Source organism: Gammaproteobacteria bacterium (assembly GCA_028819075.1).
Lineage (GTDB): Bacteria > Gemmatimonadota > Gemmatimonadetes > Longimicrobiales > Gaopeijiaceae > BD2-11.
On sequence record JAPPMM010000049.1, the window covers coordinates 199613 to 216357 of the forward strand.

Here is a 16745-nt window from a genome sequence, read left to right on the forward strand (position 1 = left end):
TGCGCGACGCGGCCCCGACGCTGCAGGTGGGCCGCCACCCCACGACGACACGCTCCGCTCAACCTCGAGGAAGAAAGCAGATGCACACGATGAACAAGGACTGGTGGCCGAACCAGTTGAACCTGAAGCCGCTTCAGCGCCACGCCCGCTCGACCGATCCCATGGGCGAGGCTTTCGACTACGCCGAGGAGTTCAAGTCGCTCGACCTGGAGGCCCTGAGGAAGGACCTCTTCGAGCTGATGACCACGTCGCAGGACTGGTGGCCGGCCGACTACGGCCACTACGGGCCACTCTTCATCCGCATGGCCTGGCACAGCGCGGGCACCTACCGCATCAGCGACGGCCGTGGGGGCGGCGGCGCCGGCACCCAGCGCTTCGCGCCCCTCAACAGCTGGCCCGACAACGCTCACCTCGACAAGGCGCGCCGGCTGCTTTGGCCCATCAAGCAGAAGTACGGCCGCAAGCTCTCCTGGGCCGACCTGATGATCTTCGCTGGCAACTGCGCCCTGGAGTCGATGGGCTTCAGGACGATGGGGTTCGGCGGAGGCCGCGAGGACGTGTGGGCGCCTGAGGACATCGACTGGGGCGCCGAGGACACCTGGCTCGGGGACGAGCGCTACAAGGGCGACCGCGAACTCGACGAGCCCTTCGGCGCGGTGCAGATGGGACTCATCTATGTGAATCCGGAGGGGCCCAACGGCAAGCCGGATCCCGTCGCGGCGGCGCGGGACATCCGCGAGACCTTCCGGCGCATGGCGATGAACGACGAGGAAACCGTCGCGCTCATCGTCGGAGGGCACACCTTCGGCAAGGCACACGGCGCGGCGGATGCCGGCCGCTACGTGGGTCCCGAGCCGGAGGGTGCCGAAGTCGAGGAACAGGGCCTCGGCTGGAAAACCAGCTACGGCACCGGCAAGGGCCCCGATTCCGTTACCAGCGGGATCGAGGGCGCCTGGACGACCAACCCGGTGAAGTGGGACAACAACTTCCTGGAGAACCTGCACGGCTATGAGTGGGAGCAGGTGACGAGCCCCGCCGGCGCCGCGCAGTGGACCCCGAAGGACGGCGCCGGCGTGGGAACCGTCCCGGATGCCCACGATCCGTCGAAGACGCACGCCCCGATGATGCTGACGACGGATCTCTCCCTGACGATGGACCCCGCGTATGCGGCCATCGCCAAGCGTTTCATGGAGCATCCGGAGGAGCTGGCGGACGCCTTCGCCAAGGCCTGGTACAAGCTCACGCATCGCGACATGGGGCCGGTTGCGCGGTATCTCGGCTCCGAGGTGCCCGCCGAGCCGCAGCTTTGGCAGGATCCCGTGCCCGAGGTCGACCATGAGCTGATCGACGCGCGGGACATCGTAGAGCTCAAGGCGCGCGTCCTGACGTCGGGGTTGGCCGTATCCCAACTGGTCTCGACCGCCTGGGCATCGGCGTCGACCTTCCGCGGAACCGACAAGCGCGGCGGGGCGAACGGGGCGCGCATCCGCCTTGCCCCGCAGAACGGCTGGGAAGTGAACGATCCGGCCGAACTGGCGGAGGTGCTCGCGGTGCTGGAGGCAGTCCAGGACGACTTCAACGGCTCGCAATCCGGCGGGAAGCGGGTGTCGCTCGCCGACCTGATCGTGCTGGGCGGGTGCGCGGCGGTTGAGCAGGCGGCCAGGGACGCCGGGCATGACGTGCAGGTGCCGTTCGCGCCTGGGCGCACGGATGCGTCCGAGGAGCAGACCGACGCCGAGTCGTTTGCGGTGCTCGAACCCAGGGCGGACGGGTTCCGCAACTTCGCCGGGAACGGAAGCGGAAGGCCGGCGGCGGAGCTGCTGGTGGACCGGGCTGACCTGCTGACCCTGAACGCTCCCGAGATGACCGTGCTGGTCGGCGGGCTACGCGTCCTGAACGCCAACTCGGGGGGTTCGGAGCTGGGCGTCCTCACGGACCGGCCGGGCACGCTGACCAACGACTTCTTCGTGAACCTGCTCGACATGGGTGTCGAATGGCAGGCATCCGACGGTTCCGACGACCAGTTCGAAGGACGCGACCGCGGGACGGGCGAGGTGAGGTGGACCGGCACCAGCGTCGACCTCGTCTTCGGCTCGAACTCCGAGCTGCGGGCGTTCGCCGAGATCTACGCCTGCGACGACGGACAGGAGGCCTTCGTGCGCGACTTCGTGGCGGCGTGGAACAAGGTGATGAACCTGGACCGCTTCGATCTGGGTTGATGATTGACCGGCTCGGCCGGAGGCTCGCCCGAATCCGGACTCTCCATGCGTCTTGAAGGCAGGCGTGCTCTGGTCACCGGAGGATCCCGGGGTATCGGCCGGGCCATCGCCCTGGGCCTGGCTCGTGAGGGCGCGGATGTAGCCGTCAACTATCGGCGAAGCCACGCGGATGCCGGGAGCGCCGTTCGCGAGATCGAGCGAATGGGGCGGCGCGCGGTTGCCCTGCAGGGGTCCACGGACTCGGCGTCGGATGTCGAGCGCTTCGTCGCCGGGGCGCACGACTTCCTGGGCGGCATCGACATCCTGGTCAACAACGCCGGCATCCTGAAGCGCACGCCCCTTCTCGAGATCGATGAGGAGGAGTGGGACGCCATCCTGGACGTCAACCTGAAGGGGTATTTCCTGGTCGGGCAGGCAGTGGCGCGCCGCATGGTCGAGGCCGGGACGCCGGGCGCCATCGTCAACGTGTCCTCCGCCGGGCAGGCGGCGGCCGGTCCGAACCTCACCCACTACTGCGTGTCGAAGGCGGGGGTCGGGATGCTGACGAAGCAGATGGCGCTCGAGCTCGCGCCTCACGGGATCCGGGTGAATGCCATCGCGCCGGGCCTGATCGAGACCGATCTCAACCGGGCCGACATCGCGCGGGACGAATTCCGGGAGGGCCGCCTCGCGCGCATTCCGTTGGGGGTGATCGGCACGCCGGACGACGTGGTGGGGGCTGTCGTGTTTCTCGCGTCGGGCGAAGAAGCGCGCCTCGTGACCGGGACCAGCTTGTTCGTCGATGCCGGGCAGTTGATCTGAGGGTGCGGAGGGGGCTCGCGGAGGGGATCGCTGGTGCGATGGGCCGAGGGAGGTGCCGCGGCGGGTCACGAAGGCCGCCGCGACGTATCGTCGCCAGACCCTCTGCAGAGCGTTGCATTTCCCAGTATGCAACACAGCATTGCATTTCCGGTTTGGCAACACTCTCCGGATGTGGCTGCAGGAATGACGGTACGCCGATCCCGCGCATCGCGGACGGGCTCCGGGGCCTTCGGCGAGCACTCTCCCTACGCAGCGACAGCGTAGTGCTGCGAAGCGCCCCGACCCACGGCATCGGCCCGGCGGTCGATCGCGTTCCTCGAGCTGTGCGGGCGCTGTTGACGGCGATGTTGGTGTCGTTCCTCGCGGTGTCCTGCCGCGGCCCGCAATTCGGCGATTCCGACAGTGCAACCCTGGGCGACTCCCGCACTTGGGAGGTCCGCTTCTCCCATGTGCTCTCGACCAACTCGGAATTCCATCTCCTGGCGGAGCGTTTCCGGGATCTCATGCTCGAGCGCACCGGCGGGCGCTTCCGGGTCGTCATCTATCCGTCGGGGCAGCTCGGCGGAGAGCGCGTGGCCTTCGAGCAGATCCAGGTCGGCGCGGTGCACCTGGCCATCACGGGCACGCCCGTGCTATCGGGCTGGGTGCCCGAGGGGCAGATGTTCGACCTCCCGTTCCTTTTCGAGAACCGGGATCACGGGCTCGCGGTCATGAACGGCGCCGTCGGGGACTGGTGGCGTGATCTGCTGCTGGAGCGCACGGGCGTCCGTTCGCTGGGCTTCCTCGACTACGGGTTCCGCCACGTCTACAACCGGCGCCGGCCAGTGGAGACGCCCGGGGATCTCGCCGGACTGAAGCTCCGGGTCCTGCAGAACGCGACGTACCTGGCGGCGTACTCGGCGCTCGGCGTCCAGGCGACCCCGATGAACTACGGCGAGGTCTACTCCGCGCTGCAGCAGGGCGTGATCGACGGCGGCGAGGCGAACGCCATCGGATTCGTGAGCAGCCGGCTCTACGAGGTGGCCCGCTTCTACAGCTTCACGTCCATCACCTACAACCCGATCACGCTTCTGGTGAACGAGCCGTTCTATCGGGGGCTCCCCGAGGACATCAGGGAGATCGTCGACCGGTCCGCGGCGGATGCGCTTGCCTATCAGAGTGAAGCCGCGCGCCGGATGGAGGCGGACGCGATCGAGCAGATGCGGGCCGCGGGCGTGGAGATCTCGCGCCCGGGGCTGGCGCCGTTCGTCCCGGCCGTGCGGCCCCGCATCTGGAACGAGCTGGCCGATCGGCTGCCGGACGGCGAGGCGCTGATCGCAAGGCTGGTGGAGGAGGCGGAGCGTGAGGCGTTCTCTCCCGGCGCCGTGGACAGCCTGATCCCCCCGCGATGAGATGAGCTTCGATTCGAGAGCCGCCGGCTTGATCGCAGACCTGCAGGGGCGACTGGACGCGGTTGCGGATCCCGCCACTAAGGTGTGGTTCGAGAACTACCTGAAGCACGCGATCGGCTACCGCGGGGTGAAGACGCCGGTGGTCACGCGGATTGTGGCCGAGTGGCGAGGCGAGCACGGGCTCGAGCGCCTGCCGGACGACGATCAGCTCGCCCTGGCCCGTTCGCTGATCGGGGAACGCCTGGCCGAGGACAAGTTCGCCGGGATTCTCTACATGCAGCAGTACCTGGTGCGGCGGCTGCATCCGGACCGGCTTCTCGCGGTGGCCGAAGAACTCTTTGCGGAGGGCGCCTTCTTCGACTGGTCGACGAGCGATTGGTTCAGCGTGCGGGTGCTGGGTCCGCTGCTCCGCCGTGGCCCGACCGGGACGGCCGAAAGGATCGCCGGATGGCGCACCGCCGAGAACCTCTGGCAGCGTCGCGCGGCAATCGTGCCCTTCAGGGCGGTGGTGCGCGACGAGTCGTACCATCCGCTCATCGAGACGACGGTTGCGGCGCTTGTGCGCGAACGCGAGCGGTTCATCCAGACCGGGATCGGGTGGGTCGTGAGCGACATGTCGAAGGTGCACCCGGGTGTCGCGGCCGCCCTGGTGGAGCGGCACTTCGGCGATCTCTCGGCGGAGGTGATCCGGCGGCATACGCGATACCTGCCAGATCACGAGCGGTACAAGGCGAGAACGCGGACGGGGGCTATCAGGTGACGCGAGCCGAGGCTGAGCGCGAATGATGCGACGGCTCCGCGCCCTCAACGGGGTCCTGGTGAAGCTCGAGACCTGGGCGGCGGGTGGCCTTCTGATCACCGTAGCCCTCGTGGTCCTCCTCCAGGTCCTGATGCGCTACCTCTTCGCGTACCCGAATCCGTGGAGCGAGGAGGTCTCGCGCTTCTGCTTCATCTGGCTGTCGCTGCTGGGGGCGTCGCTGGCAGTGGAGCACCGGGCGCACTTCGGGTTCGACCAGGTCACGAAGGCGCTCGCGCCGCGCGAGAAGAAGGTCGTGGCGAGGTTCGCCGGGGCGGTCGTGCTGCTGTTCTCGCTGCTCCTCATCGGCACCGGCATCGCGCTCATGGACCTCACCATGGGAGAGCGCTCGCCGGCCCTGAACCTGCCTGTCGCCCTGGTCTACGCGGCGGCTCCGGTGTCCGGGGTGCTGATGGTGGTGCACATGGTGGCGGGATGGGCCGGGGAGGACACCCGCTGATGGGCGCGTTTCTCCTCGGCATCTTCGGGCTGCTGGTGCTGGCCGCCGTGCCCATCGGCTTCGCGCTCGCGATCGCGGCCGTGCTGGCCATCGTGGTGGCCGACCTCCCGCTCGTCATCATTCCGCAGCAGATCGTCGCGGGCATGGACTCCTTCCCCATGCTCGCCGTCCCCCTTTTCATTCTCGCCGGCTTCCTGATGGACGTCGGAGGGATCAGCCGCCGACTGGTGACGCTGGCGCGGGCGCTCGTGGGACACCTCCCCGGAGGGCTCGGGCAGGTGGTGATCATGGCCGAGATGTTCTTCTCGGGGGTGTCCGGCTCCACTTCCGCGGATGCGGCCGCCATCGGGGGCATCATGGTGCCGCAACTGACGGCGAACGGCTACGGCCGCGCGCGCGCCACCGCGATCGTGTCGGCCGCGTGCGGCATGGGAATCCTCATTCCGCCGGCCATCGTGATGGTCGTCTACGGCGTCATCGGCAACGTCTCCGTCGGCGCGCTGTTCGTCGCTTCGATCGTGCCCGCGCTGCTCATCGCCGTCGGCCTGATGACACAGATCGGATGGCAGGCGCGCAGGCAGGGATGGCCTGCCGGGGAGCGCGCGTCCCTCGCAGAACTCCGGCGCGCGGCGCGAGATGCGCTGCTGCCGCTCCTCATGATCGTGGTCATCCTGGGGGGCATCCGCTTCGGGCTCTTCACGCCCACGGAGGCCGCTGCGGTGGCGGTCGCCTACGCGTTGCTGCTGGCCGGGCTGGTGTACCGGTCCCTCACCCTTGCGGAGCTGTGGAGGAAGATCGTCCAGACCGCCATGGTGTCGGGGATGGTGCTGTTCGTGGTGGGCGCCGCGCGCCTGCTGGGCTGGGTCCTCGCCGTGATGCAGGTGCCCCAGACGCTGGCGGCATCGGTGGTGGGAATGGGCGGCGGGCAGGCCGGCTTCATGCTCCTCACGATCCTCGTTTTCCTGCCGCTCGGCGCCATCCTGGAGGGCGTGCCCGCGGTGGTCCTGCTCACGCCCATCCTGCTGCCCCTGGCGATGCAACTGGGCATCGATCCCGTGCACTACGGCGCCGTCATCGTGGCGACCCAGGGGATCTCCGTGTTCCTCCCGCCCGTGGGCGTCAGCCTGCTGGTGGCCTGCTCGGTGGGAGGGGTCGAGCCGGCGGAGGTGGCGCGGCCGCTGTGGCCGTATTTGGCGTTGATGCTGGGGCTTACGATGGTGATCGCGTTTGTGCCGGGGGTGGTATTGTGGCTGCCGGGGGTGTTGGGGTGGTGAGCCCCGACCAACACCGGCGGGCGCTCCACGGCGCGATGGCGGCGCTCTTTCTGGCCGCCATGGGGAACACGGTCGTGAGCACCGTGCTGCCTGCCGCCATCGCCGACCTGGGGGGGTTCGACAGGTACGCGTGGGCGTCCACGTCCTACATGGTGACCTCGACGACGGTCATGCCGATCGCGGGCAGGCTCGCCGACCTCTACGGGCGCCGGGTCATGTTTCTGGTCGGCGTCGTGGCCTTCACCCTCGCTTCGGTCCTTGTCGGATTGAGCCAGTCGATGAACCAGCTCATCGCCTTCCGCGCCCTGCAGGGTGCCGGGGGCGGTGTGATCCTGGTCAACGCCATCGCCGCCGCCGGAGACCTGGCTCCTCCTGAGGATCGCGGCAGGTACCATGGCATGGCCGGCGCTGTCTTCGGCCTGGCAGCCGTCGCCGGACCGCTGGTGGGCGGGGTAGTCGTTGACCGGGTGCATTGGGGCTGGGCGTTCCTTGTCAACGTACCGGTCGGGTTGGCGGTGTTCGCCCGGCTCGCGCGGTCCTATCCCCGTCCCGCCCGCCCGCCCGGAGATCGCCCGGCGATCGACCATGCGGGAATCGCGGCGCTGGTCGTAGCCACGATGTCTGTGCTCGTGGCCCTCTCCGCGGGCGGCGTCCTGTATCCGTGGGGTTCCTGGCAGGTTATCGGGCTCCTTGTCTTCGGACTGGCGGTCACCGGTCTCTTCATGGCCATCGAGTCCAGGGCGGCGTGGCCGATCATGCCCCTGGACATCTACCGAAACCGAACCGTGCTCGTGTCCGTGACGGCCATGTTCCTGATCGGGTTCATGATGTTTGGAGGCATCCTCTTCATACCGCTCTTCTTTCAGGCGGTGCAGGGGACATCCGCCGCGCAAAGCGGCGCTTATCTCGCCCCGATCATGCTGGGCATCGTCGTCGGCGCCGCAACGTCGGGACAGCTTCTCTCTCGTTCAGGCGTGAGCCATCGCGCGTTGGCTCTGTCCAGCACGGCGCTCGCAGCGACCGGGATGTTGGCGCTTTCGACCCTGACCCCCGAAACAGGGGTTGCCATTGCCCTCGCGTACATCCTGGTGATGGGCATCGGGATCGGCGGCGTGACCTCGGTATTCACGGTTGCGGTACAGAACACCGTTGCCCATGCCAACATCGGTGCTGCCACGGCGGCAGTGCAGTTCCAGAGATCGGTGGGAGGCACGGTGGGCGTGGCCGTCATGGGCGCGGTGGTTGCGCAGCGCACGTCCTCGCGGTTTCTCGACGCCCTCCCCGAGTCGCTGCGCGTCCAGCTTCCCGACGGCTGGATGGAGTCGATGGCGCTGGCCGGAGCGGCTCTCGACTCGACGTTGCAGGAACTGCCGGGCGGCGCTCAGGCTGCTGACAGCGTGCGCCGGTACTTCACGACGGCTCTGGGCGGCGCGCTCGACGATGCCTTTGTCGTCGGAGGCCTGGTTGCCGCCATCGCCATCGCCATCGCATTGCTGTTGCGGCCCGGAAGGGCGGACGGGTAGCGCACCCCCGGCACTGGCCAGGCATCCTGCCCCGTCCTATCCATTCGAGCATCGCTGGCTCGGAAGAGGTCTGAGCAGGAGGGGAGACATGCGGGATTTGACGATGCTCGTTCGGGAACGCTGCCTTGCGCTACTCACCGCCGCCAGCCTCGCATCCCCGCTCGCCTTGACCCCGCTCGTCGCACAGGAGCGGACGTTCCGCCCACTCCGGTCGCTTGGAGGAGGAAGCGAACTGACTGCCTCGGTGAGCCTGGGCGACGTGAACGGCGACGGGGCGCTGGACGTGGTTGTCGCCAACGGCCGCCACTGGCCCGAGCAGAACCGGGTCTACCTGAACGACGGCGACGCCGCCTTCACGCTGGCGCGGCGGCTGGGTGAGGAGGAGGCGGGCAGCTACGCTGTCCCGCTCGCCGACTTCGATGGCGACGGAGATCTGGATGTCGCAGTGGGGAACGACCGCACGCGCAGCCTCATCTTCTTCAACGACGGAACGGGCCGCTTCGAGACCGGTGCCACGTTCGGAGCGCCAAGTTCAACGCGCAGCCTGACGCTGGCCGATCTGGACGGCGATGGGCAGGTGGACATCCTGGTGGTCAACCGGGCCCGCCAGAACTTCATCTTCCATGGAGACGGTTCGGGGGCCTTCGGCAAGGGAACGCCGTTCGGGGCCGGGGACGACTCTACCATCGATGTCGTCGCCGCGGACCTTGACGGCGACGGGGACCCGGACCTCGTGCTCGCCAACCGGGACGGTGGGGCGAACACCATCCACTGGAACGATGGCGGCAGCTTCGAGCGGGTGAGCGGATACGGGACCGGGAGCGACGAGACGCGCGGTGTGGCTGTGGGCGATGTGGACGGCGACGGGGTCCTCGACATCGTGACGGCCAACATCGGCGAGTCGAACGCCGTGTACTTCGGCGATGGATCGGGAGGGTTCGACCGCAGCCTGCCCTTCGGGCTGGCCGACGACGAGAGCTACGCGGTCCAACTCGCGGACCTGGATCTCGACGGGGATCCCGACATCGTTGTTGCGAACGTGGGCGCGCAAAACGCCGTCTACTTCAACCGGGGCGGCGAGCTCCCGGCGTTCGTCGAGTTCCGTTTCGGATGCGCGGACTGCGCGACCTACGGCTTGGGTGTGGGGGACCTGAACGGCGACGGGCTTCCGGATATCGTGACCGCGAATTCAGGGGCGCCCAACGGGCTCTTTGCGAACGTGGCGGCCGGACGGGACTAGAAGGTCTTTTCTCCGGGCAGCGCCGACGCCTGCTTTATCCAGCTCACCAGCAGATCCTCGTCCGGCTCATCGTCCTCGAGGATGTGGAAGTAGCGCACGTGCTCGTACTTTGAAGTCACCGGGGGAAGGGGACGCAGCGAGCCGCCGTTCAGGAAGGTCACCTTCACGTACTTCGTGAAGCAGTGGTAGGCGAGAAACCAGCCCTGGCCCTCGATGCCGTAGAAGGGTGAGTTCCATCGCACCGCCTTGCGGACATCGGGCACGTGGCGCTCGACGAGGGCGTCGAGATAGCCGCCGACATCGTGCTTCCAGCCCGGCATGGCGGCGATGTACGCCTGCACGGGCGCATCGCCATCGGCCTTCGCAATCTGGGGGTTGCCGCCCGAGAGGAGTTTGGGTTTCACGCTCCAACGAAGCGCTCGACCGCGATCTCTTGCGTACGGTCGCGGGCCCGCCATAGATCGTAGGCCGTCTGCATCCCCAGCCAGGTCTCCGCCGTCGAACCGAATGCCTTCGACAGCCTGATGGCCATCTCCACCGAAATCCCGGTTCGCTCGTTCACCAGCTCCGAAAGCGCCTGCCGGGTAACGCCCAGACCCTTGGCGACCCGTGTCACGGTCAGCCCCAGGGGTTCGAGACACTGCCGCTTGACGATGCCACCCGGGTGTGGTGGGTTGTGCATGGCCATGATCGATCCGTTGTGAAAGGGTTAATCCTATAGGTCAAGGCGAGCGAGAAGATCGTCTACTGTCATCCCGTGATGTCGCGCGACGCTCTTCAGTATGCTCGACAGCGTCTTGACCCGAATCGGATTGTGATCTGGAATGACTTCATGATGTTCGCCACCGACCTGCGTGGTGATCCGGACGTGAGACCCGCGCTGGCGGACAACCTCATACCCCAGCCGCGCCAAGGCGGCCGTTAGCCTTCGTCCACTGACATTTCGGGGCAACCTCACGGAACAAGGACTTCATCGCGCACGAAATGCAGACGGATGATCCCGGGGCGTTCCATCGTCTCATCGAAGTAGCAGTCAACAGCCTCCCGGACGTTTCGACGGATTTCCTCCATGGAATCGCCCTGCGTGTGAATCCCGTACCCGATCGCGCTGGCCGAGTAGCCACCGTCGACCTCGTCCTCCGTAACTTCGAAGATGATCTCGTTCATCGCTGCTTGTGTCGTTCCTGAAGGTTCCACGGCCCCGTCGCCAACTCTATCAGAACGATACCACAATCCCGGCCCGTAGGGCAGCACGTCAGGTTTCATCAGCCCTCGCCCCGGGCGCTTGTCGGGCGGCGGCCCGACACGCTGATCGCTTCCAGCCTTCTTGAGACCCCGCCGGCAGAATCTCCGCGGCAACGCACTGGCCCGGCATCAGCCTCCGTCCTATCAGTCAGAGTACCCGAGTTGTCGGTCTCGGGATGCCTGAGCGGGAGGAGTGACATGAGGAATCGGACGACCCCACGGATGAGCAAACCGCGGATCTCGACCGCGGGTGTTCTGGCGGCCGTGGCCACCCTGGCCGCACTCACCGCGTGCGAACCCGCCGCAGACACCCCCTCCACCGACGCCGACGACATCAGCGGCATCGTGACCGGCGCGAACGGCCCCGAAGCCGGCGTCTGGGTCATCGCGGAAACACTCGACCTTCCCACCCGCTTCGCCCGGATCGTCGTGACCGACGACGAGGGCCGGTACCTGATCCCCGACCTGCCCGAGGCCAGCTACGATGTCTGGGTGCGCGGCTACGGCCTGGTCGATTCGGAGAAGGTTCGCGTCGCCCCTGGCGCGGATCTGGACCTGACGGCGGTGCCGGCGCCCGATGCCCGCGCAGCGGTGGAGTACTACCCCGCGGGGTACTGGCTGTCGCTGCTCCAGGTGCCGGAGGAGCACGAGTTCCCGGGAACCGGTGACCAAGGGAACGGCATCTCGCCCAACCTCGAGCACCAGGCCCAGTTGATGCGGCTCCTGAAGTCGGGCAACTGCACGGCGTGCCATCAGATGGGCGGCCTCGGCACCCGGAACATCCCGGCGGAACTGGGTGAGTTCTCCTCCTCCGTGGACGCGTGGGACCGGCGCATCAAGTCGGGGCAGGCGGGCGGGGGCATGAGTGGCGGCTTCGACCGCATGGGCCGGCAGCGGATGCTCGAGATGTTCGCCGACTGGACCGACCGCATCGCGGCGGGCGAGGTGCCGGCGGAGGCGCCTCCCCGGCCCGAGGGCATCGAGCGCAACGTGGTTGTCACGCTGTGGGACTGGGCCGATCCCAAGGCCTACCTCCACGACGAGGTTTCCACCGACCGGCGCGATCCCACGGTCAACGCCTATGGGCCCATCTACGGGGCGCTGGAGGCCAGCGCGGACTACGTGTCGGTCCTGGATCCGGTGGGCCACGCCGCGACGCAAATCCCTCTCACGGTCCGCGATCCGAGCACGCAGCCCGCGTCGGGTCCGGGCATGCCCGAGCCGTCGCCCTACTGGGGAGACGAAGTGATCTGGACCAGCAAGAACAACGTTCACAACCCGATGCTGGACGAGCGGGGGCGGCTCTGGCTCACCTCCACGGTGGCTCCCCCGGAGAACCCGGACTTCTGCCGCGAAGGATCGGACCACCCATCGGCACAACTCTTCCCGACCAACAGCGCCCGGCGCCACCTGCAGCTGTGGGATCCGGAGACGCAGGAGCTCACCCACATCCGTACCTGCTTCAGCACGCACCACCTCATGTTCGCGGAGGATGAGGACAATACGCTCTGGACCAGCGGGGGCGGGCAGGTCGTGGGCTGGCTGAACACGAGGATGTTCGAGGAGACCGGGGACGAGGAGGCTTCCCAGGGCTGGACCGCGCTCATCCTCGACACCAACGGCAACGGCCGGCGGGACGACTACGTCGAGCCCAACGAGCCCGTCGATCCCACGATGGACAAGAGGGTCGTCGCGGGCTTCTACTCTGTGGCGCCCGCGCCGGACGGGTCAGTCTGGGCGACGTCACTCGGCTATCCGGGCGCGATCGTCCGGCTGGATCCGGGCCCGAATCCGCCGGCGACGGCGCTCGCCGAGCTCTACGAGCTGCCCCTCGACGAGACCGGCGCGCCCATCAATGGGTTCTCGCCCCGCGGCGGGGACATCGACCGCAACGGGGTGATGTGGGTGGCGCTCGCCAGCGGGCACATGGCCAGCTTCGACCGCACGAAGTGCACGGGCCCGCTCAACGGCCCGGATGCCACCGGCCAGCACTGCCCCGAGGGCTGGACCTTCCATCGGGAGCCGCTCCCGCAGATCCGGGGTGTCACCGCCCCGGGAAGCGCCGAGGCGAGCTACTACACCTGGGTCGATCAGTTCAACGTCTTCGGGCTCGGCGAGAACGTGCCCATCAACACCGGCAACGCCTCCGAGGGGCTGCTCGCCCTCGTGGACGGAGAGTGGGTCGTGCTGCGCGTCCCCTATCCGCTCGGCTTCTACACCAAGTGGCTGGACGGCCGCATCGACGACCCGGACGGGGGATGGAAGGGAAGGGGGCTGTGGGCGACCGTGAGCACTCGGGCGCCGTTTCACATGGAAGGGGGGAGGGGCACGCCCAGCAAGGTCCTCCAGTTCCAGCTACGGCCCGATCCGCTGGCGGGGTAGGGGACGCCAAGCCCCGAGCCCCGTCCTCCGCGCTTCTCAGGACTCCGGAGGTTCTGCAGGTCCGCACAGCGGCGGCATCCCCTCGCCGCCCGCGCCAGCTCGGACGTCGAGCACCCGCTGCGTTGCCGTGCCGAAGAAGCCGGTCCCATCTCCGAACACGGAGGGGATGCGGATGATCCCCGAGGGATTGAAGTTTCCGCCCCGTGCCCAGTTCACCCAGTTCCGGTCGGTGGCGGCGAATCCAACCCTTGCCCAGGCGCCGCCAGGGAGGCCGTCGTCTAGAATGCGGAGGAGATCGGTATCGGCACCCTCGCCCAGGTCGAACAGCCCGTATTCCCCTGGGAAGAGGACATCGGTGTCGTCCTGTCCGATCGCAAACCCGGTCAGGTACAGTGAGTCGGGTGCTTCCACGTCGCGGCCCGCCAGGGCCTGCGGCAATCCCTCGATCCAGGCGTCGGAGAGATACGACCAGGTGCCCGCCGCCTCCGTCCAGTTGAAGCGGTAGTTGGTGTCGGGTTCCAGGCGGCAGTACCCGTCCTCGTGCGTGAGGCCGATGAAGTCGAAGGCGGAGGGTATCCGGCTCGCCCCGGTCAAGGTCCCGCCTTCGGGGAGAAGTACTTCGAGTTCCAGAACCTCGCCCGGAGAGAAGGGCGATGGAGAGACGCTGGCCCGGTAGCACGATCCGATTTCCCGGAAGGGATCGTCGTCGTTGTCATCGTCGGGCTCCGGCCGATAGAGACACACACCCCCGCTGTCCGCTGCCTCGAGCTGCACGGTCGCCCCCGATTCCCCCGACACGCGCACCATGGCGCCTTCCACCTCGTCCGGGCGCGCGGCGCTCAGCGTGCGGTGCAGATAGCTGTACACGGCGAGGGATGTCCCCCCGTCGTCGTGAAGGTTGACGGTCAACTGCGTCTCCGAGATCACCACGTCATCCGATTCGGCGATCGTGACCTCGGTGAGCTCGCAGGCCGCGAGCAACGCGACGGCGGCGGTGACGACACTCGCGGCCGAAGACCGAAAGGCGCCCGGCCTGCGGAACCGCCGCCAAATCCTCCGCCCTCGCTCTGAGGCCATCATCAGAACGACACCTCGAAACCCACGGTGGGAAGGAAGGGGATCATCGAGACGCCCTCCCGGGCGGGAGGCACCGCCTGGTAGTCGAAGAAGTAGAACAGGACGTTCTTCTGGTTGTACACGTTGATGATGCTCAGGTAGGGCGTCATCGTGCCCCAGCTCTTCGTCACCGTCTTCCGGAGCGAGAGGTCCAGCCGATGCCGGGCCGGATAGCGGGAGCCGTTGCGCGGCCCCAGCACCACCGCGTCGTCGTCATCGATTTCGAGGACTCCCGTCACGAACCGGGTTCGATAGACGCGGTAGGTGCCGAGTGGTTTCGTGTACGGCAGGCCGGTTCCGAAGTTTGCCCTGATCCCCGCTTCCAGTCCCCACCAGCCCAGGGGCCGGCGCAGGGAGAGATCGATCTCGAGGCGGCGATCGAAGACGGGCGGATAGGTGATCAACGGCAGGGGATCGATCCCGACGCGCGTATCCGGGAAGGTTCGGACGGTTTTCAGGAACGAGACCGACAGCCACCCGGTGGTGGTGCCGCGGTCCCGCTTCACGTAGAGGTCCACGCCGTACGCGTTGCCGTCACCCGCCACCAGAGCATCGGTTGCGTCGTTCGGGTCCTCGGCCGCGTTGACCGCGGCCACGCCGTCGAAGGTCCGGTAGTAGCCTTCCAGCGAGGCGAACCACTGGTCGGCGTCGCCGAAGAACCTCTCGGCTCCGACCTGGACCTGGTCCGACACGACGCGCGGGGCCTCCACGCCCGCCAGGATCCATGTGTCGAGCCCGAACGGAAACTCCTCGTCGCGCGTGGAGTGGATGAACTGGCTGTACCTGCCCACGGCCAGACGCACCGCCGCGTTTCTCTCTCCCAGAAAGCGTCTCAAGGCGAAGCGGGGCGAAAGCGTGACCGCCGTCTCCCCCGCGCTCGGGCGCCAGTAGTCCAGGCGCAGGCCGCCCTCCACCAGCCAGTCGGGGTTGGGGTCCCAGTGTACCTGGCTGTAGCCGGCCACCTCGACGCCCGTGCCTTCCTGGTCCAGGAAGGTGGAGCCGCCTCCGACCAGCCCGTTGTCGTAGGCGACCCGTTTCACGGCCATGCCCGACTTCCAGCGCGTCGCCCATGCCGGACGCTGTTCGAGATCGGCTCCGAAGGTTGCCTCCTCCACGCCCGTCTGGAACTCGGTGTCGACCTCCGGAAAGGACAGGTCGGACCCGAAGCGCGAGAAGGAGGCGCGGACCTCCATGGACGCGCCCCCGTCCATGGATTGCGTCCATGACCCGCCGAAAAGGTCGTTTCCCCACCACCAGCGGATCGGAAGCGGCGTATCGTCGACCCCGGAAAGATCCAGAATGTCGCGTCCGCTGTATCCGACGAACCGGAGTCGGCTTCCTCCCGCCGTCCAGCCTTCGAAGACGCCCTGAAGGTCGGTCAGGTGGTACGGGAAGTCGACCCACGGCTTGAAGAGAACGTCCAGATACGATCGGCGGGCCGAGGCACGCCAGCGCGTCGTGGTGAAACCGAGTGTCTGCGAGGCGCTTTCGGGAAGGGCCCCGTTCATCGCAAGGCGGGTCGCCAGAAGGCTGACGCCCGCGTCGACGCCGAAATCTCCGTCGCCCGCATCGCTGGCAACCGTCAACACCGAAGACACGCGCCCGCCGTATTCGGCCGGAAAGCCCCCTGACTGAAGCTCGACGCGGTCCACCATATCCGCGTTGAACACGGAGAAGATGTTGCCCAGGTGAAACGGATTGAAGATCGGGACTCCGTCGAGGAGAATGAGGTTCTGGTCGGCCGAACCGCCTCGCACGTTGAAGGATCCGGAGAAGTCCGACACCGTCGTCACCCCCGGCAGCACCTCGATGGCGCGCAGCGGGTCCGCCTCGATCAGCACCGGGATGGACTTGAGGTCGGCGGCCGCGATCTCCTGGACGGTGATGCCCGCCGACTCCTCGAAGCGGGTCTTGGCGCGGCTGCGCTCGGCCTCCACGGTAATGCCTCCGACCAAGATCGCCTGGGCCGCCATCACGACCTCGACCTCGGTCACGTCCGCCTCGACGCTCACCTGTTCCCGGTATTCCTGGAAGCCGATTCGGGTCACCCTGAGCACGTAGGCGCCCGGCTCCAGATCGCGTAAGGCGAAGAAGCCCAGCTCATCCGCGAGGGTGTATTCGACCCGCGTCGAGTCCGAAACCGGGTTGACCTCCGCCAGCGCGCCTTCGACGGGACGGCCGTCCTCAGACCGGACCCGACCGCTGAGCTGACTGGCCTGTGCGAAGACGGGAAGAGGTGCAGTGAAGGCGAGGAGCGAAAGCAGGATCGGCATCCCCGTCGCGAATCGCGCGCACATT

15 protein-coding genes are annotated in these 16745 nt (G+C 67.6%); 9 read left to right on the forward strand and 6 right to left on the reverse strand.

What is annotated here, in order from left to right; all coding sequences use genetic code 11:
• Positions 1-80 precede the first annotated feature (80 nt).
• From katG to OXU32_13925, 8 genes are all read left to right on the forward strand, one after another.
• Positions 81-2219, forward strand: coding sequence for a catalase/peroxidase HPI (gene katG, locus OXU32_13890; GenBank protein ID MDE0075043.1), 2139 nt, complete (start codon positions 81-83; stop codon positions 2217-2219).
• Between the two features lie 45 nt (positions 2220-2264).
• Positions 2265-3020, forward strand: a complete 756-nt coding sequence (locus OXU32_13895) for a 3-oxoacyl-ACP reductase FabG (GenBank protein ID MDE0075044.1) — start codon at positions 2265-2267, stop codon at positions 3018-3020.
• Between the two features lie 263 nt (positions 3021-3283).
• Positions 3284-4411 (forward strand): TRAP transporter substrate-binding protein, encoded by a 1128-nt coding sequence (locus tag OXU32_13900; protein ID MDE0075045.1) that lies wholly within the window; start codon positions 3284-3286, stop codon positions 4409-4411.
• 28 nt (positions 4412-4439) lie between these two features.
• Entirely contained in the window at positions 4440-5171 is a 732-nt protein-coding gene (locus OXU32_13905) for a DNA alkylation repair protein (protein ID MDE0075046.1), read from the forward strand.
• A 22-nt stretch (positions 5172-5193) separates the two neighbouring features.
• Positions 5194-5667, forward strand: a complete 474-nt coding sequence (locus tag OXU32_13910) for a TRAP transporter small permease (GenBank protein ID MDE0075047.1) — start codon at positions 5194-5196, stop codon at positions 5665-5667.
• Positions 5667-6941: a TRAP transporter large permease gene (locus OXU32_13915; protein ID MDE0075048.1), complete on the forward strand. Its 1275-nt coding sequence runs from the start codon at positions 5667-5669 to the stop codon at positions 6939-6941. Before OXU32_13910 ends, OXU32_13915 begins: the two co-directional genes overlap by 1 nt.
• On the forward strand, positions 6938-8464 hold the full coding sequence (locus OXU32_13920) for an MDR family MFS transporter (protein ID MDE0075049.1): 1527 nt from the start codon (positions 6938-6940) through the stop codon (positions 8462-8464). The genes OXU32_13915 and OXU32_13920 overlap by 4 nt, the downstream gene beginning before the upstream one ends.
• 88 nt (positions 8465-8552) lie before the next feature.
• Positions 8553-9704 (forward strand): VCBS repeat-containing protein, encoded by a 1152-nt coding sequence (locus tag OXU32_13925; GenBank protein MDE0075050.1) that lies wholly within the window; start codon positions 8553-8555, stop codon positions 9702-9704.
• Here OXU32_13925 and OXU32_13930 read toward each other — a convergent pair.
• The 4 genes from OXU32_13930 to OXU32_13945 are packed head-to-tail and all read right to left on the reverse strand — an operon-like array spanning position 9701 to position 10871.
• On the reverse strand, positions 9701-10162 hold the full coding sequence (locus tag OXU32_13930) for a DUF1801 domain-containing protein (protein ID MDE0075051.1): 462 nt from the start codon (positions 10160-10162) through the stop codon (positions 9701-9703). The two genes, OXU32_13925 and OXU32_13930, sit on opposite strands and share 4 nt — an antisense overlap.
• Positions 10105-10392 (reverse strand): HigA family addiction module antitoxin, encoded by a 288-nt coding sequence (locus tag OXU32_13935; GenBank protein ID MDE0075052.1) that lies wholly within the window; start codon positions 10390-10392, stop codon positions 10105-10107. Before OXU32_13935 ends, OXU32_13930 begins: the two co-directional genes overlap by 58 nt.
• Before the next feature lie 27 nt (positions 10393-10419).
• A complete protein-coding gene (locus tag OXU32_13940) occupies positions 10420-10662 on the reverse strand; it encodes a type II toxin-antitoxin system HicA family toxin (GenBank protein MDE0075053.1) in 243 nt (80 codons plus the stop codon).
• On the reverse strand, positions 10659-10871 hold the full coding sequence (locus tag OXU32_13945; protein ID MDE0075054.1) for a 2-oxoisovalerate dehydrogenase: 213 nt from the start codon (positions 10869-10871) through the stop codon (positions 10659-10661). Before OXU32_13945 ends, OXU32_13940 begins: the two co-directional genes overlap by 4 nt.
• Positions 10872-11171: 300 nt before the next feature.
• Between OXU32_13945 and OXU32_13950 the strand changes: the two genes are divergently transcribed.
• Positions 11172-13331, forward strand: a complete 2160-nt coding sequence (locus OXU32_13950) for a carboxypeptidase regulatory-like domain-containing protein (GenBank protein ID MDE0075055.1) — start codon at positions 11172-11174, stop codon at positions 13329-13331.
• Between the two features lie 36 nt (positions 13332-13367).
• Here the strand turns inward: OXU32_13950 and OXU32_13955 are convergent, their stop codons facing one another.
• Together OXU32_13955 and OXU32_13960 are read right to left on the reverse strand one after the other, a co-directional pair.
• Positions 13368-14411, reverse strand: a complete 1044-nt coding sequence (locus OXU32_13955; GenBank protein ID MDE0075056.1) for a hypothetical protein — start codon at positions 14409-14411, stop codon at positions 13368-13370.
• Complete coding sequence (locus tag OXU32_13960; protein MDE0075057.1) at positions 14411-16744, reverse strand: TonB-dependent receptor; 2334 nt, start codon at positions 16742-16744, stop codon at positions 14411-14413. The genes OXU32_13955 and OXU32_13960 overlap by 1 nt, the downstream gene beginning before the upstream one ends.
• Between the last annotated feature and the right edge of the window lies 1 nt (position 16745).